At 60.7% G+C, this 22,897-nt stretch carries 21 protein-coding genes and 2 pseudogenes; 8 read left to right on the top strand and 15 right to left on the bottom strand.

What is annotated here, in order from left to right:
• Nucleotides 1-110: 110 nt before the first annotated feature.
• The 4 genes from THIVI_RS22545 to THIVI_RS05860 all read right to left on the bottom strand — a co-directional run bounded on the left by THIVI_RS22545 (nt 111) and on the right by THIVI_RS05860 (nt 8,753).
• Nucleotides 111-5,561 carry a response regulator gene (locus THIVI_RS22545; protein ID WP_169315564.1) on the bottom strand — a complete coding sequence of 1,817 codons (5,451 nt, stop codon included), beginning with the start codon at nt 5,559-5,561 and terminating at the stop codon, nt 111-113.
• Nucleotides 5,562-5,678: 117 nt separating this feature from the next.
• Nucleotides 5,679-6,053, bottom strand: a complete 375-nt coding sequence (locus THIVI_RS05870; RefSeq protein ID WP_014777712.1) for a response regulator — start codon at nt 6,051-6,053, stop codon at nt 5,679-5,681.
• Between the two features lie 39 nt (nt 6,054-6,092).
• A complete protein-coding gene (locus THIVI_RS05865) occupies nt 6,093-7,649 on the bottom strand; it encodes a response regulator (RefSeq protein WP_014777711.1) in 1,557 nt (518 codons plus the stop codon).
• An 18-nt stretch (nt 7,650-7,667) separates the two neighbouring features.
• Nucleotides 7,668-8,753: a response regulator gene (locus tag THIVI_RS05860; protein ID WP_014777710.1), complete on the bottom strand. Its 1,086-nt coding sequence runs from the start codon at nt 8,751-8,753 to the stop codon at nt 7,668-7,670.
• A gap of 191 nt (nt 8,754-8,944) precedes the next feature.
• Between THIVI_RS05860 and cysM the strand changes: the two genes are divergently transcribed.
• Entirely contained in the window at nt 8,945-9,829 is an 885-nt protein-coding gene (cysM, locus tag THIVI_RS05855; protein WP_014777709.1) for a cysteine synthase CysM, read from the top strand.
• A 96-nt stretch (nt 9,830-9,925) separates the two neighbouring features.
• Here the strand turns inward: cysM and THIVI_RS05850 are convergent, their stop codons facing one another.
• From THIVI_RS05850 to THIVI_RS23395, 5 genes are all read right to left on the bottom strand, one after another.
• Complete coding sequence (locus THIVI_RS05850) at nt 9,926-11,344, bottom strand: PhoH family protein (RefSeq protein WP_014777708.1); 1,419 nt, start codon at nt 11,342-11,344, stop codon at nt 9,926-9,928.
• 192 nt (nt 11,345-11,536) lie between these two features.
• Complete coding sequence (locus THIVI_RS05845; RefSeq protein WP_014777707.1) at nt 11,537-12,019, bottom strand: peroxiredoxin; 483 nt, start codon at nt 12,017-12,019, stop codon at nt 11,537-11,539.
• A 111-nt stretch (nt 12,020-12,130) separates the two neighbouring features.
• Nucleotides 12,131-12,670, bottom strand: coding sequence for a glycine cleavage system transcriptional repressor (locus THIVI_RS05840; protein WP_014777706.1), 540 nt, complete (start codon nt 12,668-12,670; stop codon nt 12,131-12,133).
• 115 nt (nt 12,671-12,785) lie between these two features.
• Nucleotides 12,786-13,910: an ISAs1 family transposase gene (locus THIVI_RS05835; protein ID WP_014777705.1), complete on the bottom strand. Its 1,125-nt coding sequence runs from the start codon at nt 13,908-13,910 to the stop codon at nt 12,786-12,788.
• Between the two features lie 173 nt (nt 13,911-14,083).
• Nucleotides 14,084-14,317: a LysR family transcriptional regulator gene (locus THIVI_RS23395; RefSeq protein WP_245537386.1), complete on the bottom strand. Its 234-nt coding sequence runs from the start codon at nt 14,315-14,317 to the stop codon at nt 14,084-14,086.
• Between THIVI_RS23395 and THIVI_RS23390 the strand changes: the two genes are divergently transcribed.
• The 3 genes from THIVI_RS23390 (at nt 14,310) to THIVI_RS24445 (ending at nt 16,736) form a co-directional block, all read left to right on the top strand.
• Nucleotides 14,310-14,546: a type II toxin-antitoxin system YoeB family toxin gene (locus THIVI_RS23390; protein WP_083845815.1), complete on the top strand. Its 237-nt coding sequence runs from the start codon at nt 14,310-14,312 to the stop codon at nt 14,544-14,546. The genes THIVI_RS23395 and THIVI_RS23390 overlap by 8 nt on opposite strands.
• Nucleotides 14,547-15,455: 909 nt before the next feature.
• Nucleotides 15,456-15,776, top strand: coding sequence for a helix-turn-helix transcriptional regulator (locus tag THIVI_RS23385; protein ID WP_014777704.1), 321 nt, complete (start codon nt 15,456-15,458; stop codon nt 15,774-15,776).
• 6 nt (nt 15,777-15,782) lie between these two features.
• Nucleotides 15,783-16,736: a reverse transcriptase family protein gene (locus tag THIVI_RS24445; protein WP_014777703.1), complete on the top strand. Its 954-nt coding sequence runs from the start codon at nt 15,783-15,785 to the stop codon at nt 16,734-16,736.
• Nucleotides 16,737-16,873: 137 nt separating this feature from the next.
• On the opposite strand, the gene THIVI_RS05815 is transcribed toward THIVI_RS24445, so the two are convergent.
• The 4 genes and pseudogenes from THIVI_RS05815 to THIVI_RS05805 form a co-directional block, all read right to left on the bottom strand.
• Nucleotides 16,874-17,290 (bottom strand): type II toxin-antitoxin system VapC family toxin, encoded by a 417-nt coding sequence (locus THIVI_RS05815; RefSeq protein ID WP_014777702.1) that lies wholly within the window; start codon nt 17,288-17,290, stop codon nt 16,874-16,876.
• A complete protein-coding gene (locus THIVI_RS05810; protein WP_169315563.1) occupies nt 17,287-17,562 on the bottom strand; it encodes a hypothetical protein in 276 nt (91 codons plus the stop codon). The genes THIVI_RS05815 and THIVI_RS05810 overlap by 4 nt, the downstream gene beginning before the upstream one ends.
• Before the next feature lie 227 nt (nt 17,563-17,789).
• A pseudogene (locus tag THIVI_RS24440) lies at nt 17,790-17,948 on the bottom strand (IS3 family transposase); the annotation flags it as partial.
• 11 nt (nt 17,949-17,959) lie between these two features.
• Nucleotides 17,960-19,164 (bottom strand): annotated as a pseudogene (locus tag THIVI_RS05805) (IS3 family transposase).
• A 142-nt stretch (nt 19,165-19,306) separates the two neighbouring features.
• On the opposite strand from THIVI_RS05805, the gene THIVI_RS05795 reads away from it, so the two are divergent.
• The gene (locus THIVI_RS05795) at nt 19,307-19,888 is read left to right on the top strand and encodes a hypothetical protein (RefSeq protein ID WP_014777700.1); all 582 of its coding nucleotides are present in this window, start codon (nt 19,307-19,309) and stop codon (nt 19,886-19,888) included.
• Nucleotides 19,889-20,048: 160 nt separating this feature from the next.
• Here the strand turns inward: THIVI_RS05795 and THIVI_RS05790 are convergent, their stop codons facing one another.
• Complete coding sequence (locus THIVI_RS05790; RefSeq protein ID WP_014777699.1) at nt 20,049-20,249, bottom strand: YgaP family membrane protein; 201 nt, start codon at nt 20,247-20,249, stop codon at nt 20,049-20,051.
• Nucleotides 20,250-20,491: 242 nt separating this feature from the next.
• Entirely contained in the window at nt 20,492-20,977 is a 486-nt protein-coding gene (locus THIVI_RS05785; RefSeq protein ID WP_014777698.1) for a cyclic nucleotide-binding domain-containing protein, read from the bottom strand.
• 210 nt (nt 20,978-21,187) lie between these two features.
• Here THIVI_RS05785 and rpsF point away from each other — a divergent pair, with 210 nt between their 5' ends.
• The 3 genes from rpsF to THIVI_RS05770 all read left to right on the top strand — a co-directional run bounded on the left by rpsF (nt 21,188) and on the right by THIVI_RS05770 (nt 22,860).
• Nucleotides 21,188-21,574, top strand: a complete 387-nt coding sequence (gene rpsF / locus THIVI_RS05780; protein WP_014777697.1) for a 30S ribosomal protein S6 — start codon at nt 21,188-21,190, stop codon at nt 21,572-21,574.
• Nucleotides 21,575-21,625: 51 nt separating this feature from the next.
• Nucleotides 21,626-21,850: a 30S ribosomal protein S18 gene (gene rpsR / locus THIVI_RS05775; protein ID WP_014777696.1), complete on the top strand. Its 225-nt coding sequence runs from the start codon at nt 21,626-21,628 to the stop codon at nt 21,848-21,850.
• Between the two features lie 98 nt (nt 21,851-21,948).
• Nucleotides 21,949-22,860: a hypothetical protein gene (locus THIVI_RS05770; protein WP_014777695.1), complete on the top strand. Its 912-nt coding sequence runs from the start codon at nt 21,949-21,951 to the stop codon at nt 22,858-22,860.
• The last annotated feature ends 37 nt before the right edge of the window (nt 22,861-22,897 follow it).

Genomic DNA, 22,897 nt, shown 5'->3' with positions numbered 1-22,897 from the left:
ATGGATGAAGTGCTCGCGAAGGTCATCACGCTCTTCGAGTAATCCGGAACCCCTTTTGTTTTTCTTCGCGTCCTTTGCGCCTTTGCGGTTCAATTTGCCGAATGAAGGCTTCAGGATCCGTCGGGCGTGTGCTGGAGTGCGCGTTCCATGGTGTCCAGTTCCGTCAGCGCCGCCTCGAAATCGTATTCCTCGATGGCCTGGGTCATCCGGATCAGCGAAGGCGTCAGGGGCGTACCGGACAAGAGCGGCTCCAGCGTCTCGATCAGGTCGGCGGCGTCCGTGTCGTCGTCCTGGAGCAAGGCGCGCAGTCGGTGCAGCATCGGCTCCAACTCGCCCTGATCGACCGCGCCCGTTCCCGATTGGATCGCCTGGGGTTTCTCCAGCGCGGCGAGCCCCCGGAGCACCGGCTCCAGCGCCGCGACCGTGTCGGCTAGCCGGGCGTCGATCATGTCCCGATTCTGGCGCGCGTTGCAGGCCAGTTCCAGCCGCCGCGCGGCCTCTTCGATCCCTGTGGCGCCGATATTCCCGGCCACGCCTTTCAGCGAGTGCGCGCAACGGGTCGCGCCCTCGGGATCGTCATCCATGCGCGCCGCCGCGAATTGCGCCGCGAAATCGCGCTGACTCTCGCGGAACTTGAGCAGCAGCCGGCGATAGAGCGTCGGATTGTGCTGGGTGATCGCCAAGCCAGCGGCGGTGTCGATGCCTGGCAGATCGGGGATCTCCAGGCTGGCATCCGCAAGGCTGGCCGGTATTGTCTCCGCCGCTGGCTGCGCGGGGACGATCCATTTCGCCATCGTCGCGAACATCTCGCGCACGTTGATGGGCTTGCCGATGTGGTCGTTCATGCCCGACTCCAGCGCCTTCTCGCGATCGCCGGTCATCACATTGGCGGTCATGGCGATCACCGGCAGCGACTGGTAGCGCGCCTGTCGGCGGATCTCTCGCGTTGCTTCGTAGCCGTCCATCACCGGCATCTGACAGTCCATCAGCACGCCGTCGTAGCTGGCGGCGGCGAGCATCTCCAGCGCCTCCTGACCATGGTTCGCGACCTCGACGCTCAGTCCGTTCATCGTCAAGAGTTCCAGCGCCAGTTCCTGATTGATTTCGTTGTCTTCCACCAGCAGCACATGCGCGCCGCGCAGCCGGGCGATCGCCTCCGAGGCCTCTTCCTGACGCCCGGTGGCGCGCGCCCTGGACGCGACCTCCCGCCCGATCGCCACCATGATGGTATCGAGCAGGGTGGATGGCGTCACCGGCTTGGTCAGGAAGCCGGCCAGATCCAGCCCAGCCGCTGCCTGCCGCGCCTCTTCACGGCCATAGGCGGTGACCATGATCATGGTCGGCACATGGGTAATCCGGGCATTGCCCTGAATGGCGCGAATGGTCTCGACACCGTCCATCCCAGGCATCTTCCAATCCATCAGCACCAGATCGTAAGGTGCCTGTGCGTCGGACTGCTCCAGCAGTGCGATCGCCGTGGGTCCGGTCCCGGCCTGATCGACCCGGAAGCCGAAGGCCGCCAGGATTTCGGACAGGATTTCCCGCGAGGTGGCATTGTCGTCCACGATCAGAACATGCAACGGATGCAACGCGTCGGTCTTGGCGCGGGGTTGCGAGACCTCGCCCCGCTGCGGCGCGAACCGGGCGGTAAAGACGAAGGTGCTGCCCTTGCCAAGCGCGCTCTCGACCCGGATTTCACCGCCCATCATCTCGGTGAGCTTTTTGGAGATAGCGAGTCCCAGCCCAGTGCCGCCGTATTTGCGGGTGGTGGACATATCGGCCTGACTGAAGGACTGGAAGAGTCGCTCCAGGTGTTCCGGCGACATCCCGATGCCGGTATCGCGCACCGTGAAGTGCAGCAGAACACTGTCCTCTGAGGTTTCAAGCGCCGCGACCGAGACGACGATTTCGCCGCCCGGCTCGGTGAATTTCACCGCGTTGTTGCCGAGATTGATCAGGATCTGACCCAGTCGCAGCGGGTCGCCGATGAGCGCCGTCGGCACCTCCGGGCGCAGATCGAACATGAGCTCGACGCCCCGTTCCTCCGCCTTAAGACCCAGCAGACTGGCGAGGTTGTCCATGACATCCTCCAGCCGGAAGTCGATCGACTCCATGTCCAGCATGCCCGCCTCGATCTTGGAGAAGTCGAGGATGTCGTTGATGATCCCGAGCAGCGCCCCGGCCGAGCGGTGGACCTTTTCGATGTAATTGCGCTGTTTGTGGTCGAGTTCGGTCTGTAACGCCAGATGGGACATGCCGATGATGGCGTTCATCGGGGTGCGGATCTCGTGCGACATGTTGGCGAGAAACTCCGATTTTGCCCGCGTCGCCTTCTCGGCCACGTCCCGCGCCAGTTCCAATGCCTCATGGAGTTGCTTCAGATTGTCGATGTCGGCGCGAATGCCCGCCACCCGCGCGGGTTGGCCATCGGCATCGCGCTCGATCACCTGCCCGGCGTCAAGCAGCCATTTCCAGCCTCCCTCGGCACAGCGCACGCGATATTCGGCGCGATAGGCGGCGGTCTCGCCGTCCAGATGTTGACGGAACCGCTCGGCGGCCTGCGCCACGTCATCCGGGTGGATCTGCTGGCGCAGAAACCCCTGACCGCCGATCACGCGCGACCATTTGTCGTCCGTCTCGCGAATGTCGCCGGGGTCATAGCCGAGCATGGCGGCGAAATTCGCATTGGCGAACTCCTCGTCCCGCAGCGGGAAATACTCCCACAGACCCAGATTCGCGGCGCTGGCGGCGGCTTCCAGACGCGCCTCGCTCTCGCGGATGCGCGCCTCCGCTTGCTTGCGGTCGGTGATATCGAGCAGCCAGCCGAGCACCCCTGGCTCGCCCTGATAGTTGAACGCGATGAAGTTGGCGAGCATGTCCCGGACCTGATGACCGTGCCCATACATCTGCAATTCATGATTCTCGACCCGGCCCTGCAGCGACAGGTGCTCGATGATCGCCGCGCGTTCTTCCGGGTGGACATAGTGCATGCTCACCGGATCGCCGATCTTGACGTCGAGCATGTCGAGAAACCGGGGGTTCGCAAAACGGATGATGCCCTGGATGGAGATCGCCACCCCGAGCGGGGTGGTGTCGAGCAGCGATTTGAGTTGCGCGCGCTCATCGGCGAGGGCCGCCTCCGCCTGCTTGCGATCGGTGAGATCCCTGGTCATGGCGATAAAGTGCGTCACCTTGCCCGCATCGTCGGTGACCGGGGCAATGGAGATGGAGCCCCAGTAGAGTTCGCCGTTTTTCTTGCGGTTGCGGATCTCGCTGTGCCAGATCCGACCGGCCTGGATGCTCTCCCACAGATCGGCATAGCGCTCGGGCGGCGTCAGGCCGCTTTTCAGGAGGCGCGGGTTCTGCCCGATCGCCTCATCGGCGGTATAGCCGGTGAGCGTGGTGAACATGGGGTTGACGTGTTCGATGCGCCCCTCGACATCGGTGATCACGATGCACAGCGGGTTCTGTTCGACCGCCTGAGCCAGTTTGCGCAACTCGTTGGTGCGCGCCTCGACCAGCACTTCCAGGCGGGCGCGGGTGCGCTCGCCCAGCCAGATGAGGAGCGCTGTGAGACCCAGCGCGAGGAGCGCGATCCCGAACAGCGAGCCCAGCACCAGCAGGCGCATGGTGCGATAGTGCGCGAGCGCTTCGGTCAGGTCGATTTCGGTGGCCAGGCCGATGCCGAGCGGCGCCGACCAGGTCCATGCACCGATGACCTCGACGCCGCGATAATCGCGATACCCGTCCGTATCCACGCCATCCCGTCCGCTCAGGGCCACGTGTGCCATCCGGGTCAGTGGCCATTGCGCGCGCAGGGCCGGGGGGCGATATCCCTGCAACAAGTCGCCGCCGGGATCGCGCGCGCGCAGACCCAGTAGGCTGGTTTCGTCCCGGTAGTAGGCGGCAACAGGCGCCAGCGCATCGGCGAAACGCGAGGGCGTCAGTAGCCTGGCGTCGCGATCGAAGGCATAGGTCTCGCCGGTCTCGCTCACCCGGGCGACCTGGGTAATGGGGCTGAATTCCAGGCGTGGATCGAAACGGAGCGCGAGCACGGCAATGATTCGGCCCGTGGTGTCCGTCACTGGGGTGACGAGGAACATGGCGGCGGAGTGCGTCACCGGGTTGTCCGCGGTCTCCGGAGGCGGCGTCTCTTCATAGACCGGCGGAATGAACAGGGTCTCTCCGGCCAGCGCCCGGTCCAGTAAGTCGGGTTGCCACACGGCAATGCGCGTGCGCTCGCCAAGCTCGCGCTCCTGCGTGGCGGCGAGGATGCGGCGATCCGGTGCAATGAGGCTGAAGCCCGTCGCATTCATGGTCTCCAGCGGCTGGCGGTACAGCTCGCGGAGCGCTTGTTGCGCCGGGTGGTCGCGGAGGGTCGCGGCGGTGCGCGGCGGTTCGCAGAGCTGCTGGATCCAGAGCGGAAGCGCGGGTACCTGTGCCATAACGCGAATCTCGCGCGCATGGCTCTCTAGCCAGATCCGCATCGATTGCGCCGCCGACTGGTTGACGGTAACCAGTGTTTCGCCCAGTTCCGTGCGCAATTGACGTTCCATGTCGTGCAGGCCATGGAGCGCGACCATGAAGACCACCGCCAGGAAGATCGCGACGACGGCCAAGCCGACCTGACGCAGACTGCGCTGATCGATCAGTCGGTCCTCGACGCCATGACCCATCCGGCGCAGGACGATCAGGGTCAGCGTCAGCACCGCGAGCATGGCGACAATCCAGGGCGCGGCGGACCAGAGCGAAAACCGCGTGGCCCGCTGGCCCGCCGGCTCGCCGCCCGCGACCGCCGAGGTCTGCTGCAACCACCGCTGCCGCAGTGCGTCGATCTCCTCTGGCGCGACCGCGGCCATCGCCTTGTCGAGCGCCGAGCGCAGCAGCGGCCAGTCGTTGCGCACCCCGATGCGCATGTGCGCGATGTCCGGGTCGCTGATCGTCAACTCGCCCGTGATTTTCAAGTTCGTCAGCAGATTTTTCTTGATCTGATAGCGCAGCACCGCATCCCGGCCCAGTGCCGCGTCGGCCTGACCGAGGGCGACCGCCTTCAGCGATGCCAGGGCATCGGCGACCGGCAGCCGTCGAATCGTTGGATACTCCCTGGTCAGCACATCCTCGTAAAAGAACCCCTTCGGCAAGGCGACTGTGCGCCCTGCCAGTTCCGCGATGCTTTGGATGGGGTCGTCCAAGCGGCTGACGATGACGTTGGGGGTCGTCGCATAGGGCTCGGTGAAGAGCAGGTATTGCCGACGTTCCTCGGTTTGCACGATGTTGAGCATCAGATCGAGTTCCTTGTCGCGGATTCGCTCCAGGAACTGGTTCCAACTCGGGCCGCTTTGATAGTCGACCTGGAGGCCCAGCTTGCCGGCCAGCAGGTTCATGTAATCGATGGAAAAACCGCGCGGCTCGCCACTGGCGTGAAAATTAAAGGGCGGCCAGTCCTGTTCGTTGTGCACGCGAATTCGGGGGTGTTGTCGCAGCCATTCACGCTCCGGCTCGGACAGCGGGATCTCGGCGGCGGGCAGCGGGGTCGCTCCATCCCGGGCGGCGACGGACACGCCGCCTGACAATCCCAGCAAGACCGCGAGGATCAAGAGGGATGGAAAAGACCCAGTGAATCGGCTGCGCATGATCGATCACGTCCTTAATCGGCGGTTTCCGGGTTGGAAATCGCCTTATGCTTTCAACACGCTGGCCACGCGCTCCAATAACCGCTCCGGATCGATCGGTTTGACGAGCGTGTCCAGCGCGCCCAGCGTCAGCCCTTTTGCGTGCTCCGCCGCGTTCGCGTGCCCAGTGACGAACAGGATCGGGATCGCCGCCGTGGCGGGATCGGCCTTCAGTTGACGGCACGTCTCGTGTCCGCCCATGCCGGGCATCATCACGTCGAGCAGGATCAAATCCGGCGCTGGCGTTTTGGCCGCGATGTGCAACGCCTTCTCGCCGCTGGTGGCCGCCTTGATCTTGTAGGTCTCGCGCAGAATTCCCTTGAGCAGGTCGATATTGGCGGGAGCATCGTCCACGATCAGAATCGTTGGTCGTTCGGTCATCTCATTCATCCTAAAATGACGGAATGAAGTTGCCGCGCCTCAGGCGGCGGGCAGGGTTACCGACACCGTGGTTCCCGTGTCGTCGGCGGTCTCCATGTCGATCCTCCCGCCCTGGGTCTCGGCCATGAGTTTCGCCGAATAGGTGCCGATGCCGGTCCCCTGTTTCTTGCCCGAGGTGGCGTATTTCTCGAAAAAGGTGTCGCGGACCGGCGCGGGAACGGCCCCCTGGTTATGGATGGCGATTCTGACCTGCAGAAAGTCCGGCTCGATCTCGATCCGGATCGGGCTGTCGCGCGGCGCCGCTTCGGCCGCGTTGCGAATGAGGTTGGAGAACAGCGCGTGGCACAGCAGTGTTTCGCCGCGCACCATGAGGGGGGCGGATGACGGTTGCCGGATGTCCACTTGCAGTGCGCCAAAGGCGGCGCGCGTTTCGGCGATGACCTTTGCGAGCAGGTCCGAAATGCTGAATTCCACCGGCGCGAGTTGGTAGACGCCCATCTCCATGCGCTGGAGCGCCAGCGAATGATTCACCATGTCGAGGACGTATTGCGCCGATTCTTCCATGGCGGACACGGATTCCCGTTGATCGGGGAGCAGATTGTCGCTCCCGGCCAGCGCGTGCGTGAGCGCCAGCAGCGCATTCAATGGATTCTTGATGTCATGCCGCGCCATCCGCTCGATTTCCTCGCGCAGACGGGCATGCTCCAGCGCCAGCGCGCTCTGCTCGCGCAGCTCGTTCTGCTGACGACTCAGCCGCAGATGGGTGCGGATGCGCGCCTTGAGCACCGGCGGGTTGGCCGGTTTGGTGACATAGTCGACCGCCCCGAGTTCGAGTCCGGCAATCACGTCCTCGGTCTGGGCCTTGACGGTCAGAAAGATGATCGGAATGTCGCGGGTGCGCGGGTCGCTCTTGAGTTGACGGCACACCTCCAGTCCATCCATCTCGGGCATCATGATGTCGAGCAGGATGAGGTGCGGCGGTTCGTCGGAGCGCGCGATCTGCAAGGCCTTGGCGCCGCTCTTGGCCCCTTTGACGCGATAGTCGTCCTTGAGAATGCTGGTGATCAGGCGAATGTTGTCGGCGATGTCGTCGACCGCGAGGATGGTCGCGGCGGCGTCGAACACGCCAGGATGTGGATGCGCGCTGGGTGGCGACGACCGCGGCACGGCGGTTTCGGGCAGATCCAGAATCTCGTCTGGCGTGAGTGGGGGCGGCTCGGTGCCATCGATCGCGCGCTGCACCTTGCGTTCAAAGGTGCCAAGGGTAAACGGCTTGATCAGAAATTCGGACACGCCCGCGTCGATCGCGTGGCGCACTTGGTCGCGGTCACCCTCGGCGGTGATCAGGATGACGGGGACATCTCGATGCCGTTCGGATTGGCGGATGTACGTCAACAGCTCCAGGCCATCCATCAGCGGCATGTTCCAGTCGGTGAGCACCAGATCGAAGCGCCATTGTTTCAGCAGTTCGACCGCTTCCCGGCCATTCGCCGCCAGCATGCTGTTCTCGATCCCCATGGCGCGGAGATTGTTTCGCACCAATAGGCGCATCACGCCAATATCGTCGACCACCAGCGTCCGCAGGCTCCCGTTCATCGCGTTGATACTCACTGGTTACTGACCCTGAACTTCGGCATGGCGCGCCTTGATGTCGAGGATGTCGGGCAGCGCCTCAATGAACAGCGGGACAAGCTGGGGGTCGAAATGGGTGCCCGCCTCCTGCCGCAATAGCGCGACGGCCTGTTCCACCGGCCACGCCGCTTTGTAGGGACGCACGGACGTCAGGGCATCGAAGACATCCGCGACGGCGACGATACGACCCACGCGCGGGATCGCCTCGGCGGCGAGACCCCGTGGATAACCCGTGCCGTCCCATTTCTCGTGATGCGTCAAGGCGACGATGCGCGCCATGTCGAGCAGCTCCGAATCGCCCGCGTCGCCGAGGATATCGGCGCCGATCTGGCAGTGCGTTTGCATCACGACCCATTCGTCCGGATTCAGTTTGCCGGGTTTCTGAAGCACTCGGTCGGGGATGCCGATTTTGCCGATGTCGTGCATGGGCGAGGCGTTCAAGAGTAACTCGGCCTCCTGTTCGTTCATCCCGACCGCACGCCCGAGGACGTGCGAATAGTGACTCATTCGAATGACATGCAACCCCGTTTCGTTGTCCTTGTATTCCGCCGCGCGCCCGAGTCGCTGAATGATCCGCAGGCGGGTGGCATGGAGTTGCGCCGTCTGTTCCTTGACCTTGCGGTCGAGAACCTGATTCTGGTCGTAAAGCGCGAGTTGCGCGCGCACCCGCGCCTGCACGACGGGCGGGCTGATCGGCTTGGTGACGTAGTCCACGGCGCCCAGCGCGAATCCCCGGATCTCGTCCTCGATCCCGATCTTGGCGGTGATGAAGATGATGGGGATATGGCGGGTGGTGAAATCCTCCTTGAGCTGCCGGCAGACCTCGTAACCGTCCATGCCCGGCATCATGATATCGAGCAGAATCATATCTGGCGGATGGTCGGAGCGGACGATCTGAAGCGCCTTTTCGCCGCGCGTCGCCGCTTTCACGTTGTATTCCTCCTTGAGGCTGCCGACCAGCAGGTCGATGTTCGCGGGCGCGTCGTCGACCACCAGGACGGTTTGTCTCCGTGTGGATTTCAGATCCTTCTCCGCGTTCGACGGATTCGAGACTGGATATTCTGACATCTCAACTCATCCGAATGAAGAGGCCGTGACTGCCTGAGGACAAGAGTACAGGTGATTGGCGCTAAAATCCGTGAACATAGGGGCAGGAGCTGAGGCTTAGCGCTGCGCGCGGGTCTTGGAAACGCCGCGCATGGGCCGAAAATCGGCTTTACACTATCGGACCATCGTTATCCTGCGATCAAGTCAATCTCATGCCCTATCCAACCATTGAAGAATTCGTCGGCAAGACGCCACTGGTCCGTTTGCAGCGTCTGCCTGGTGCAACCGACAACCTCATCCTCGCCAAGCTCGAAGGCAATAATCCTGCCGGATCGGTGAAGGATCGCCCGGCGTTGAACATGATCCGGCGCGCCGAGGAGCGTGGTACCATCAAACCCGGCGATACCCTGATCGAAGCGACCAGCGGCAACACCGGCATCGCGCTGGCGATGGCCGCGGCCATCCGGGGTTATCGGATGCGGCTCATCATGCCCGAGCACATGAGCGCGGAGCGGCGAGGGGCGATGAAGAGCTTCGGCGCCGAGATCGTGCTGACGCCCAAGGAGGGCAGCATGGAGGCGGCCATCGATCTGGCCAACGCCATGGAGGCGCGCGGGGAGGGTATCCGGCTCGATCAGTTTTCCAACCCGGACAATCCAGCCTCCCATTACGAGACCACCGGTCCCGAGATCTGGCGCGACACGGACGGGCGCGTGACGCACTTCGTGAGTTCCATGGGCACCACGGGGACCATCATGGGTACCGGGCGTTATCTCAAGGAGCGGAATTTGGCGATCCAGATCGTCGGCGTGCAGCCGGAGGAGGGGGCCAGCATCCCTGGTATCCGGCGTTGGCCGGAGGCGTATCTGCCACGCATCTATGATCCCGCCGGGGTCGACCGCATCATCGATGTCTCCCAGACGCTGGCCGAGCAGACCACTCGCGATCTGGCGGCGAAAGAGGGGATCTTTGCCGGCATCTCCTCGGGCGGCGCGATTGCCGCGGCGCTGCGTCTCTCGGCCGAGGTCAGCGGCGCGACGATCGTCGTCATTGTCTGCGACCGGGGGGATCGCTACTTATCGACCGGCGTTTTTTAAAAACAATCATCAAGACTTAAACCGCGTCGGCTCCAACGCTTGTGGGTTCAGGCAAGGCTGAGGCGATGCACGGCAATGCATGATACCGGACGCGGTTTAAAGCTCCTGCGAGGCGAAATCGGCGAGCCGCGAACGCTCTCCGCGCATGAGCGTGATGTGCCCGCTGTGCGGCCAATGCTTGAAGCGATCGACCACGTAGGTCAGGCCGGAGGTGGTTTCGGTCAGATAGGGCGTGTCGATCTGGCTGATGTTGCCCAGACAGACGAATTTCGTCCCTGGACCGGAGCGGGTGATGAGCGTCTTCATCTGCTTGGCTGTGAGGTTCTGCGCCTCGTCCAGGATGATGTATTTGTTGAGAAACGTCCGCCCGCGCATGAAGTTGAGCGAGGAAATGCGGATGCGGTTGCGGATCAGGTCGTTGGTGGCCGCGCGCCCCCATTCGCCGCCATCGGGGCGGTTCAGAACCTCCAGATTGTCCATCAGCGCGCCCATCCAGGGCGTCATCTTTTCTTCCTCGGTGCCGGGCAGAAAACCGATGTCCTCGCCGACCGGGACCGTGACCCGGGTCATGATGATCTCGCGATAGAGACTGCGGTCGAGCACCTGCGCCAGTCCGGCGGCCAGCGCGAGCAGGGTCTTGCCGGTGCCGGCGGCGCCGATCAGGGTGACGAAGTCCAACTCGGGATTCATCAGCATATTGAGCGCGAAATTCTGCTCGCGATTGCGCGCGTTGATGCCCCAGACCGCGTGGCGGGGCAGGCGGTAGTCATCGATCAGTTCGATGACCGCTTCGGTGTCGGTACGCTTCTCGCGCACCATGGCCTCGAAGGCGCCGTCCTCGCCCAGACTGACGCATTGGGCGGGATACCAGTCGGCGATGTCCGGACCCTGGATCCGATAAAAGGTCCGACCCGCTTCCTTCCAGGCGTCGAGCGTCTTCTCATGGTGCTCCCAGAAGTCCGCCGGCAGGACTTCCAGGCCGGTATAGAGCAGGCTGGCGTCGTCAAGCACCTGATCGTTGGAATAGTCCTCGGCGGGGATGCCGAGCACGGCGGCCTTGATGCGCAGGTTGATGTCCTTGGAGACAATGATCACCTGGCGGTCGGCGCGCAGTTCGCGCAGTGCCTGGGCGGTGCCGAGGATGTTGTTGTCCGGCACCGTGCCGGGCAGCGAGGTCGGCAGTTTGAGATCGAGCGGCTCGGTCTGGAAAAAGAGACGGCCGGTCGCCGGCTGGACGATGCCGCCGCCGTTGACCGCGGCGGGACTGACGGGCAGGCCCGCGTCGATCTCCTGCTTGTCCGCGTTGCACATGAGCTGGTCGAGGAAACGACTGACCTGACGCACGTTACGGGCGACCTCGGACATACCTTTTTTGCCCCGGTCCAGTTCCTCCAGGACGATCATCGGCAGAAAGATGTCGTGTTCCTGGAAGCGGAAGAGGGCGGTCGGATCGTGCATCAGCACGTTGGTGTCGAGGACGAACAGGCAGGGCTTGTCGTTTTCGCGTTTGATCATTTAAACCGCGCCCAGAGTGACATGGATTGTTTTGGATGACCCAGGCATCACAGCAACCGACAGCGGCTGGCGAGACGCGCTTTAAATCATAAAAATCAAATTTTCAAATGGCATCAACGGTAACGCTCGCGGGTTCGGACGAGACCGGGCCGATGCACGGACTGCACACGCTATGCCTGATACGGTTTGATGTCATGCGGGAGGCGATGTCGCGAGTGACCGGGCGGCGGCCAGAACCTCCTCGACATGGCCCTTGACCTTGACCCCGCGCCACTCTTGGCGCAGAACGCCAGCCGCGTCGATCAGAAAGGTGCTGCGTTCGACGCCGACCGTATCCTTACCGAACATCTTCTTGGGCTTGATGACATCGAAGGCCCGGCACAGGGCTTCGTCCTGATCCGACAGCAGATCGAAGTTGAAGCCCTGTTTGGCCTTGAACGTTTCCTGGGCCTTGAGGCTGTCGCGCGAGGCGCCGAGAATGACCGTGTTGGCGGCGGCAAACGCCTCGGCCGCGTCGCGGAAGTTCTGGCCCTCCTGGGTGCAGCCTGGCGTGCTGGCCTTGGGGTAAAAATAGAGGACAAGGTGTTTGCCTTGGTACTCGGAGAGCTTGACGCTTCGACCGCCGGTGGCGGTGAGATCAAGATTCGGGATGGTGTCGCCGATCGATACAGTCATGTCTTGGTGCTCCGGTCTTCAAGGTGAATGATGGATCGCGGCCCGTGGCCGCGTTGAATGGCTCAGGGGACTCCGGACGTCGAGCAAGCTCGCCCCGACGCTCGACCGCCATCAGCCTTTCAGTGGTTCCAGAACCGCGTCCAGGTTGAGTCCGTCGCAGTAATCCATGAATTCCTCGCGCAGACCGGCGATATGAATGTCCGCCGGAATGCCCACCGTCATGTGCACCGAGAACATCGGGGTTCCGGTATGTGCCGCGGCGTAGGTGCTGGTGGCCATGTCCTCGATATTGATCTTGCGGTCCGCGAAGAAACCCGCCAGATTGTTGATGATGCCGGGATGATCCATGGAGACCACGTCGACCGCGTAGGGGAGCAGACTGCGATTGGTGGCGCGTTCGCCGGTTCGTTTTGAAATGATGGTCATGCCGAGCTGGCGTTCCAACTCGGGGAGCGTGTTCTCGATCTTGGCCAGTGTGTTCCACTTGCCTTCCACCAGCAGGATCGCCGCGAACTCTCCGCCGAGGACCGTCATGCGGCTGTCCTCGATGTTGCAGCCATGCTCAAGCACGGCCCTTGAGAGTTGATTGACGATACCGGGGTGGTCTTCGCCGAGTGCCGAGATCACAAGGTAGGTCTTCTGCCTGGTCATGTCCTTGCCGAGGGTTGTGGGTGAGAGGGGAACGAATTGGGGCTGAGTGTAGCATGGAGCAACTGGTAGCAATATCGATGGGGCGGTCGGACCCAGGGCGAGTGCGTTTAAATCCTCATCCGAACACGACCTTGGCGCGGTAGTCGTCGTTCCACGCAGCCTTGAGGCGCTTCTTGGCCAAGCCGATCGCCGACCCCTCCTGATCGAACAGGTTCATGCTCAGGTGGCGCACCGAGGTCATGATGGCGGGGGCCTGGCCCTTGCGGATACGGCTGGCATTGTCACCGAAGATCACGTCCAGGCGCCAGTGCAGGCGGTTTTCCACGCTCCAGTGTTCGCGCACGGCGTGGGCGAAACGGGCGGCCTCGGGCGCCATGGAGTTGATGAAGTACCGGCGCTCAAGGCTTTCCTGGCCGTTGCTGACACCGGTGCGCTCGACCATCCCGATGCTGCGCAAGCCGGCCCACCGGGCCACGTTGGGCAGGGCCCGCAGATCGTCAGCAATCCAGTCGCGGCGCACTTCCATCCGACCATGATCTTTGTCCAGTTCTTCGGTGAAGTCAGCCTGGACGTGGGCAAAATCAGCCTGCTGCGCCACGGTCCAATCATCCTCGACCGCGTCCTGCGGGGCGCTCTGGTTGCCCTTCAGTCCCAGCACATAATCAGCGCCTTGCGCGACGATCTGGGCGGCGATCGCGGTTTGGCAGCCCATGGCATCTATGGTCACCAAACACCCCTTCAGCTCCAGCAGCTCCAACAACTTGGGGATGGCCGTGATCTCATTCGACGTCTCGCGCGTCGCCTCCTGCCCCAACGCCAGGCGGTTGGCGCAGGCCCAGGCGCTCACCCTGTACAAGGGCTGATGCCCCCGCCGACGGTCGCGCGAGCCGCGACCCGTCTTCCCATCGACGGCGATGACGTCCCCGTCGGTGATCTCGGCCACCGACTGCGTCCAACTCAATAAACACGCCTGAAATCCCTTCGGGGAAAGACGCGCGATCACGTTCGCCATGCAGTCATGGGAAGGCACGCCATTCTCGAAGGGGGCAAACTGACGCAGCCAATCCAGCTTTTCGTGCCCGAAATCCTCAATGGCCTCCCAACCGTTCGTCCCGCTGACGACGGCGCAGATGGTCAACAGTACAAGATCGGCCAGGGCATGCCGCTTTCGACGCTCGATCCGATGGTCTTCCAAGGACGTGAAATGCTCAAGAAGGCTGGCTGACATGAGAAACTCCAACAGTCGTTTCTCGTCAGCATCCGTCAACGACCCGAAAAACAGAATGTTTAAACGCGCTCGCCCTGGCTCCTCGATCACATTCACCTCGCGGTCCGTGGAATCCAGGATCAGATCGACCTTGGGATGCCGGGCCAGGAAGCCTGGCAGGATCGGCGCCAGATAGCTTTGAGTCATCAACGGGCACAGCTCATCCGCACCGTCCCGGCCGGCTCCCGACGCAGCTCGGCGATGCTCTCGTAGGCGACACGGGCACCCTCAACCGCCGCCAGGCAATGGTCATAGAACCGCTGGCCGGCCTCGGTCAGCGCCAGACTGCGCGTCGAGCGTTGCAGCAGTCTCACACCCAGACGCCCTTCCAGTGCCGCGACCCGATGCTCTGACGCAACGGTTTTTGGCGATTTGGCCATCTTATCGCCGGATTGCTGCGCCAGCACACTGATCGAGGAAGCGGTTCGCGAGCCGCTCGCCGGCCTCGGCAAGCCGGAGCCGCCGCTCGGTAACCCCTCCGGCTACGGGTCGAGACGCATCGACGACACCCATCGGCGGGTCTATCGCGCGACCGAGGCAGAGCTTGTCGTCATTGCCTGCCGCTTTACATTACGACTTAATAGAGTGGCAAGCCCGGCGCGTCGATGAGGCGCTACGGCCGGGCCGGTGCATGTCGTGAGGATCTGAAGGCGGCTGCGTGACAGGTTACGACGATGTCGATGTGATGATGGCGCGGTTCGGGGGCGACGTGAAATGATGTTTGATCTGGTCATGACCCGACATTTCGAGCGACAGGCAACGACGTGATTGTGCAAACATCCGGACCTTGAAACCACCGTCCTGCAGAAAAGGCTCAGGCAATCGTGGTACGACCCCGAGGCATCACCACGAAATATCAAGCGTTATCAGTTATTTGGCGCGACACTGCTGGTCAGGTTAACACCCTGGCACCATACTTCTTGCGATCAGGTTGATTCCAAGAGAAAAGTTGTGTGGATACATCAGGGTACGACCCCGATTTTCCCTCATCTGTTCGCTGTAGGCGATTTTTTGTTGACAAATAGCGAACAGATAGATATCTTCGGTGCAGGTTTCATTCGTGAAGAGGATTTCGGGTTACTATTTGGGCTTGTTGCCCGTGGAGGCTATGCCTCTCCCCCGTCGTGACAAACCGGTCGCTAACTGCGCGCACGAAGTCATGGCTATGGCCGCCCTCCGAGAGGGGCGGGTTTGTTACTAGAGGGACAAACGTTTGGTTTTACCTCTGTTGTCATAGCTGTCAGCGTTACATCCGAGAAGGTCAGCATCCTGCTGACCTGTAACCCTGAGGAATAATCGCTATGACAAGCGCGTCAAATGAAACTAACCAAACGTCGCCAGCTTATCCAGAACGGAAATGGTCCCGTAAGGTGCTGATTTCTGTTTTATGGACGATCAACCTCATCATCAGCCTCGTTCGGTGGTGGGATAGAGCAGTAAGGCTTTGGGAAATCCTAAAGTCTTGGCTGGCTAACCTCTAGCAAACAATTACTTAAGAATTATTTGGTTGCATATTTCATGAAGGCGAAATTGGGTGAAGCGCTAAGGCTAGTAAGATCATTTCATGATATAAGCCAAATCGAGTTGGCTTATCGGTTAGGAATTTCCCGCTCCTATTTATCCGAGTTAGAATCGGGAAAAAAAACCCCAAGCATTGATCTGCTTGCTAGCTATGCAAAAGTGTTCGAAATCCCGATTTCGTATCTCTTGCTTTTTTACGAAACACTTGAAGAAAACGATACCTCTTCGAAAGTTAGATCAGTCGCCACGCAAAAGGCGCTTAGGCTCCTTAACTGGATTGAGTCAATCCGAAAATCAAATCAATCAGATGCAGCGTAATCCTGCATGCCAAACGGATACAGCATCAATCAATCCCGATTATTTAAACTAGCTAACAAGCGAAAATTGGCTGGCATCCTTGGAATAACCATAAAAGAGTTGTCGCTTTGCGCCAACACCGCTAACAATTATCGGCTATGGAGCACTAAGTCAAAATACCCGTCCAAACTACAGATACTCAGCCACAAACCACGCGATATTCAAGAACCAATTGGCTTGCTCAGGAGAATTCAGGACAGACTCAGCGATCTTCTGGTCAGGATAGAGACCCCGGAATATTTGCTGTCAGCAAAAAAAGGCGGCTCATACGTAAAGAACGCAAGCTTACACATGGGGTTTGGGCAAGTCATTCGTATTGATATTAAAGGTTTTTACAAGAACGCGAGTGAGGTTTTTGTTTTCCGTTTCTTCTGGCATGACCTGCAGTGCAGCCAAGATATCGCTCGAATTTTGACAGATCTTATTTGCTGGAACGGCTGTCTTCCTACCGGAAGCCCCGTTAGTCCAATAATATCTTTTTTTGCTTATCGCCCGATGTTCGACGAGCTTCACGCTCTTGCATTAGCGATTAATGCCGTGATGACCGTCTGGATCGATGATATTGTTTTTTCTGGCGATAACGTAAACGGAACCCTTATCCCAAAAGCAAAAATCGTAATCAAAAAATCAGGTTTGCAAGGACACAAAATATCAGTTTTCAATAGAGGGCAGGCTAGCGTTGTAACGGGTGTCGCAATAACAGCAGACGGGCAACTACATATCCCAAACAAACGTTACAGAAAAATTCGAGCATTGGAAAATGAATATTGCGCCGCAAGCAATCAAGCCGACAGAGCCATATATGGTAAGGCGCTGATTGGCCAATACTTCGAGGGAAGCCAGCTTGACCCAGGTCTTGCAAAAAAAGCAAAAGTACTGCAAGCCGACATGAAATGTAAAAACAGTAATCATCCCCGGTAGAGCCGGGGGCTTTGAATTCGTGAGCCGATCTAAAGCGGCAAGGGGTCGGTAACGCGGCCACACGGTTCACGGGCTGCCTAAAGGCAGGGCAATCGAATCCGCACGGGTTTCCCTACAGCCATCCTGAACTGCGGGCATCACGATCGCTTCAGCAAAGAGACGCATCCCATCTGCTCGAAATGCGCATCGAAGCCGGCGAAGCACCCGATACCGGCATCGCGCATGACGACGAAGCTGCAACAGTCGGTGACGCTGAAATCTTTGTCGGCATATTGCCGAAACAAAGCGAGCGCCTGCGCCTTCACCGGCTGGCCCACTTCTACTATGTCAAACCTGCCCGCCGCCACCTTGTCGAGGAAGCGTACCGCGAGATCATGGCGACCCACGGAGCAGTTGAGATAGGTCAGCGTCTCGAACAGCACGAATTCGGACAGCACGACTCGGTACGAGCCCAATAACCTGGGCAGCAGCTCTTTCGCAACCCTATGATATTGATCGCGGCCGTCCAACAGCGCGATCCAGTAACCGGTATCGACGAACGCTGACGGCTTCACTTTCCCTTCCCGACGAGATAACGGTCGTGCCCCTCTGCGCCGTCCTCGCGAACGTCGATGACGCCGATCAGATCGTCGAATAGATCAGCCGGGGTGGATGCGGCTGCGTCGGCTGCCCCTTCGGGTATCGGGTCGACGACTGTGACGATCAGCCGCGCCCGGCGAACCGCCGGCAGATCTTCCAGCAGCGTGACCTTACCGTCTTCGTATACCGCATGGACAGATAGCATGTCTCTCTCCGGATGGAAAAAGGGAAGAAGGGATCGGCTCATTTTCACTGTTCTCTGCACGGCGCTTCAGGTGCGAACAGGCACCTGAACTCCGGGGAAGCCTCCCCGACAGTATATCTGGCACCCGGTCAGCCGCCTGAAACCTGAACCTCCCCCCATCGCCGACTCCGCGTCGATCACCTCACACAACTCCGAGAGGGATCATCAACCTTGATTGGCGCTCCGATGATGCAATTGAACCGCCCCGGGTTTCGCAGAGGCTGGTTGGTTTAAGTTGAGACCACAGTCTCGGGCTTTTCGGCGAGTTGCCGATAGTCGTTTGCTTCAGCTTCGGCAGATGGCATGTCGCCGATGGACTCTAGCAAACGTTGGTGGTTGAACCGAGACACCCATTCGAGGGTGAGGTTCCCTCGGTTTTTCGTCTTCCAAGAGAGTGTGTTCATGCGACCTGTTTTTCTCTCCGCTGAGTGCTGATCCAGTCTTTCAGGAACTGAACCGGTGAGGTGTCCCCGAGGGTCGAGTGCAGACGCTTGCGGTTGTAGAACACCTCGATGTACGCGAAGGCGGTGGCCGTCATCGCCTCTCTGGAGGCGAAGCGTTCGTCAAAAACCCGCGCGTGCTTGAAGCGGCTGAACCAGCTCTCGGTGGGGGCATTGTCCCAGCCGTTTCCCTTGCAGCTCATGGAGCATGATCATCCCGTATTGGGTCAGCGTGTCTTGGAACAGATGGCTGACGTACTGGCTACCCCGGTCGGAGTGGCGAATCAGACCCGGCGCCGGCTGGCGCCGGAACCAGGACATGGTCAGCGCATCGGTGACAAGGTCCGCCGTCATGGCGGCTTCAACGACCAGCCGACCACCTCGCGATTGAACAGATCCAGCACGATGGCCAGATAGAGCCAGCCTTCGTCGGTCCAGAGATCGATGATGTCGGCGCTCCAGACCTGATTCGGCGCGCTGGGGTTGAACGCACGATTCAACACATTCGCTGCCACCGGCAGGGCGTGCTTGTAATCGGTCGTGACTTTGTCACGGCGTTGGTGGCGCCCCTGGATGCCATGCTCGCGCATCAGGCGTTCCACCCGTGTCTTGTCGCCGGGAAGCCCCGGGCGCGCCGTTCCCGCACCATCCGGGGGCTGCCGTAGACTCCCTTGAGTTCAGCATGGATGGACTGAATCAAGGCCAGCCGTTGGGCATTCGTCAGGCCCTAACGATCCGCGGTGCCGCCACGCTTCCAGGCACGGTAGCCGCTGAGACTGACCTCCAGCACCGCACACAGGGTCGCCAGATCGAACGTCGAACGTTGCGCGTCAATCCAGGCGTACTTCACAGCGCATCCCTCGCGAAGCCTGTCCTGAGCGAAGCCGAAGGGTACGCCGTCGCTTTTTGTTAAGATGTCGACCTCGCGCTTGAGACGAACATTCTCTACACGCAAACGCGACAGTTCCATCTCCTCCGGGGTCACCTTCCGCGCGCCAAGGCCATCGACTTTGCTGGCAGCGGAGACCTTGACCCAGTTGCGCAACGTTTGCTCGACCAGACCCATTTCCTTGGCCACGGCGCCCACGGTTTTGCCATCCTTGACGCGCTTGACCGCCTGTTCCTTGAACGCGGCGGTGTATTCCTGCTTCGGGATCTTCTGCATCATCGTCTCCAGTGTGAACGTTAGTTTACGTCACCCTTGGAAGACGAAGTTTCGGGGGAACCTCAAGATCCTGTTCCCTTCATGAGGGTATAGAATAACGACAACCGATACACCACGGTTGCATATCATGACGAGGCACCGAATGATCCTGAAGGCCATCATCGATGATCGATCCTATGACATTGGAGTACCGGATTCGCTCTTGAGCCGGGCGGGAGAGTTTTACGACAAACTGGATCAGGATATGGATGGCGGTTGGCAGATGAGCCGCGAGTGGGTTGAAAAACCGGACCGGCTCCAACGCTGTCAGATCGTCGCCGACAAACTCCTGACGGCCCTGGAATCCGAGAACAGGAAGCTGACGATGATGATGGCGGGCTATCTCCTGACACGTCTGCCGGGGGTGGAGTCCGTCGAACTTGATATTCAGGGGGAGATCCAGAACAACCGTTTCAATCTCGCGGAACGCGTGGCCGAGCGGCCGCCCATACCAGAAGCGATGGCAGGCGCGGGTCTGAGCAAACTTGAAGCGATGGAGCAGGCCGGAAACGACGTGACGAAGGTCTTCAAGGTCGGTCGCGGCTACCGCTATTCAACCTTTGACCATGCCGCGAATCTTTGGCGGGACTCGCCGCTATCCGCGACGGAACAGGAGGCGTCGCGGCTGCGCCAGGAGGCATTCAAGACGCGTTATGAGGAACTTCTGCGGGGTTCGAGTCATTAGCGCGAAGGCAAGGCGATGAACGGAAGGCCGGCATGGCGCGTTCAAGTTATCCGCAGCCATCCCGACGGGATGGCCGCGCGTCGTCATTCCCGGTTTCTCATGCGCCCTGACGATGTCCGGCGAGCGGCATCGCGCGAATGCATGCGTTCCGGGAGGCGATTTAGCTTTCGCTGTTCTTGATGGTGTTGATCTTGAACGGCAGGTAGGCCGGGCAGAAGCCAAGCCACCCGGTGGCAAGGACGATCAGGCCCAGGATGTCCAGGATGATCTTTCCGGTCATCAGGCCGGCCAGGATGAGTATGCCGGCGGCGACGAGGCGAATATTGCGGTCCATGGCGCCGACGTTTTTGGGTAGTGTCATCACTTTAACTCCTTAAATTGATCCAATGGGATGCGGATGAGGAAAACGCGCGCGGGTCAGATGGCCGACTGCCCCGGATGCTCCGAGCTAACCACATGAGCGGACGATGGTGCTGGGTGGCCCCCAGTCCATTGCGGTCGTCTCGCGGGTATTATACGCATGGCCAGCCGACGTCGTGGCGGCGATTCGTCGAATTGAACGGTCGTGCGTGTCCGCGCGTCGCCGATTGAGTTCGGTCGCGCTCAATACAGCGCGTGAGAGCGGCTGACGTATTTGGTCAATTCCACATGCTGTGCGTTCATGCGCCGGAGGATGTCCTGGCTGACCTGAACGATCGTTTGCATGACGCGATACACCAGCCAGGGATGGTCCGTAAGCAGTGACTCGAACGCCTCCCGCTCGAAGCTACAGACCTGAGTCCGGCCAAGCGAGCGCAGGGTTGCTGTGTGCGGCCGGCCGCTGATAAATCCCATCTCGCCGGCCAGGTCGCCCGTGTGTAAAACGTGTATGGTTGTGTAGTCGCCCTTGCCCATGTTGCGTGTGACGGCAAGCGCGCCATCGGTGATGATGTGCAGGCTGTTGTCGACGTTACCTTCTTCGATGAGGATCTCCTGGTCCGAGAGGCGGCGACAACAGGCGATGCTGGCCAATGCCTCGACCTGTTCGTCGCTCAGGCCGGCGCTCAGACTGGAACTGCGAAGCGAAACGAAATCGTGTTCAATGCTCATGGCTGTCCCCCAATATTCTAATTTACTGTCGCGGCGACAGTGTGATCCAGGCTGATAGTTTGATCAAGCAGGGCTGGGCGAGAGAATTGCGCATCATGGGGGGTTCAAAAAGCTATATTTTCAAGTATGATGGCGGATTACCCGCTGTAGCGGGAAACTCCTTGCCTTACCGTTATTGACGGGAGGCTGCCAAATCCGAAGGGAGCAGCAATGCGACATTACGAAGTGGTTTTTCTGGTTCATCCGAGCCAGAGCGAGCAAGTGCCAGCGATGGTCGAACGCTACCAGGGCAATCTGGAAAAGCGCGGCGGCATCGTGCATCGCATGGAAGACTGGGGGCGGCGTCCGCTGGCCTACCCGATCAACAAGGTGCACAAGGCGCATTACGTGCTGATGAATGTCGAGTGCGACCAGGAGGCCATCGACGAACTTGAAAGCGCGTTCCGCTTCAACGATGCCGTTCTGCGCAACATGATCATCCTGCGCAATGCCGCCGTGACGGAGCCTTCCCCGCTGACCAAGGCCGGAGAGGAGCGTGAGCGCGCCGATGTCTCGGGCGACGATGTCCGCCATGACGATTCCGGTCGTGACGACTAATCCCCTGTCGATCGGAATCCACGCTTAAGCTTCCCGCAACGGAGAATCACCATGTCCCGCTTTTTTCGCCGTAAACGCTACTGCCGCTTCACCGCCGAGGGCATTACCGAGATCGATTACAAGGATCTCAACCTGCTCAAGGCCTATGTCAGCGAATCGGGCAAGATCGTGCCGAGCCGCATCACCGGCACCTCGGCCAAGTCCCAGCGTCAGCTCGCGCAGGCCGTCAAGCGCGCTCGCTTTCTGGCCCTGCTGCCCTACACCGACGGCCACTGAGCCGGGACGATGTCCTGGCCGTCGGCCGGTTGGAACTGGCAAAGTTTAGGCCGCTGCGTTTCGCTCCCGCCGAGACCATCCGGTGCTGGGCCTCGCCGATGAAGCTGTTGGCGACTTTCATCATGCGGGGTTACTCGCAGGCCGCGCTCGCGGCCGCCGTGGCCGCGCTCCTGTCGTTGCTCATGCCGCTGCTGGGGCCTATCAGCGCCGCGGCGGTGGGGTTGGTGACGCTGCGCAATGGGATACGTCAGGGACTGCTGGTCAGCGCGCTGGCCACCCTGGGCGCCAGCGTTCTGGCCGCTCTGGCGCTCGGCTCGCCATGGCCCGCGCTGGGGATTCTGGCGGTCTTCTGGTTGCCGGTCTGGATCCTGGCCGCCGTGCTGAGAGCTTCGCGATCGTTGGCCATGACGGTCCAGTTTGCCGCGATGCTTGGTCTGGCGCTCGTGTTGGTCTTTCATGCGCTCGTCGGCGATCCGGCGGCCTATTGGCTGCAACTGCTGGAGCCGCTACGCCAGACCCTGGTCGCCGACGGGCTCGTCGAAGCCGACGCCAGCCAGGCGTTATTCGGCGAATTGGCCAACTGGATGACCGGAAGCTTTGCCGCTGCGCTCGTCTTTCAGCTTCTGGCAGGTTTGTTGATCGCTCGCTGGTGGCAGGCAACCTTGTACAATCCAGGCGGATTCGGGGAGGAATTCAGAGACCTTAGGCTGCACCGCGCGGTCGGGATTGCAATTCTGGTTCTGATGGCTCTGCTGGGTGTCGTCCAAGGGGCTGGCCTGATCGCCGATGTCCTCCTGGTACTCGGGATCCCACTGGTTCTGCAGGGGCTTGCCGTCGCGCACGGAGTGCGTCGGATCACGGGCGCTGGCGTGGGCTGGATGGTGGGGTTGTACCTGCTGTTAGTGTTATTCATGGCGCAGGCTTTATTTCTGATGGCCTGCGTTGGATTGGTCGACCTCTGGGCGGACATCCGCGCGCGCGCCGCGCGGCACGCCAAGAAACTTGGCTGAGACCGCCAAGCCGCGACTTGCAGACGAATTTTGAGAG

Origin of the sequence: Thiocystis violascens DSM 198 (assembly GCF_000227745.2) — a bacterium.
Classification (GTDB): Bacteria; Pseudomonadota; Gammaproteobacteria; order Chromatiales; family Chromatiaceae; genus Chromatium; species Chromatium violascens.
Note: the sequence above shows the minus strand (reverse complement) of the source record. Positions and strands in the feature narration are given on the sequence as shown.

Excerpts from the sequence above, each read along its gene's own strand:
- THIVI_RS24445 (WP_014777703.1), top strand. The coding sequence starts at position 15,783 with ATGCCAAACGGATACAGCATCAATCAATCCCGATTATTTAAACTAGCT.
- THIVI_RS05840 (WP_014777706.1), bottom strand. The coding sequence starts at position 12,670 with ATGACCAGGCAGAAGACCTACCTTGTGATCTCGGCACTCGGCGAAGAC.
- THIVI_RS05770 (WP_014777695.1), top strand. The coding sequence starts at position 21,949 with ATGAAGCTGTTGGCGACTTTCATCATGCGGGGTTACTCGCAGGCCGCG.
- cysM (WP_014777709.1), top strand. The coding sequence starts at position 8,945 with ATGCCCTATCCAACCATTGAAGAATTCGTCGGCAAGACGCCACTGGTC.
- THIVI_RS05810 (WP_169315563.1), bottom strand. The coding sequence starts at position 17,562 with ATGAGCCGATCCCTTCTTCCCTTTTTCCATCCGGAGAGAGACATGCTA.
- rpsF (WP_014777697.1), top strand. The coding sequence starts at position 21,188 with ATGCGACATTACGAAGTGGTTTTTCTGGTTCATCCGAGCCAGAGCGAG.
- THIVI_RS23395 (WP_245537386.1), bottom strand. The coding sequence starts at position 14,317 with ATGGCCAAATCGCCAAAAACCGTTGCGTCAGAGCATCGGGTCGCGGCA.
- THIVI_RS05785 (WP_014777698.1), bottom strand. The coding sequence starts at position 20,977 with ATGAGCATTGAACACGATTTCGTTTCGCTTCGCAGTTCCAGTCTGAGC.
- THIVI_RS05870 (WP_014777712.1), bottom strand. The coding sequence starts at position 6,053 with ATGACCGAACGACCAACGATTCTGATCGTGGACGATGCTCCCGCCAAT.
- THIVI_RS05790 (WP_014777699.1), bottom strand. The coding sequence starts at position 20,249 with ATGACACTACCCAAAAACGTCGGCGCCATGGACCGCAATATTCGCCTC.
- THIVI_RS23385 (WP_014777704.1), top strand. The coding sequence starts at position 15,456 with ATGAAGGCGAAATTGGGTGAAGCGCTAAGGCTAGTAAGATCATTTCAT.
- THIVI_RS05795 (WP_014777700.1), top strand. The coding sequence starts at position 19,307 with ATGATCCTGAAGGCCATCATCGATGATCGATCCTATGACATTGGAGTA.
- THIVI_RS05865 (WP_014777711.1), bottom strand. The coding sequence starts at position 7,649 with ATGAACGGGAGCCTGCGGACGCTGGTGGTCGACGATATTGGCGTGATG.
- THIVI_RS05845 (WP_014777707.1), bottom strand. The coding sequence starts at position 12,019 with ATGACTGTATCGATCGGCGACACCATCCCGAATCTTGATCTCACCGCC.
- THIVI_RS05860 (WP_014777710.1), bottom strand. The coding sequence starts at position 8,753 with ATGTCAGAATATCCAGTCTCGAATCCGTCGAACGCGGAGAAGGATCTG.
- THIVI_RS05850 (WP_014777708.1), bottom strand. The coding sequence starts at position 11,344 with ATGATCAAACGCGAAAACGACAAGCCCTGCCTGTTCGTCCTCGACACC.
- rpsR (WP_014777696.1), top strand. The coding sequence starts at position 21,626 with ATGTCCCGCTTTTTTCGCCGTAAACGCTACTGCCGCTTCACCGCCGAG.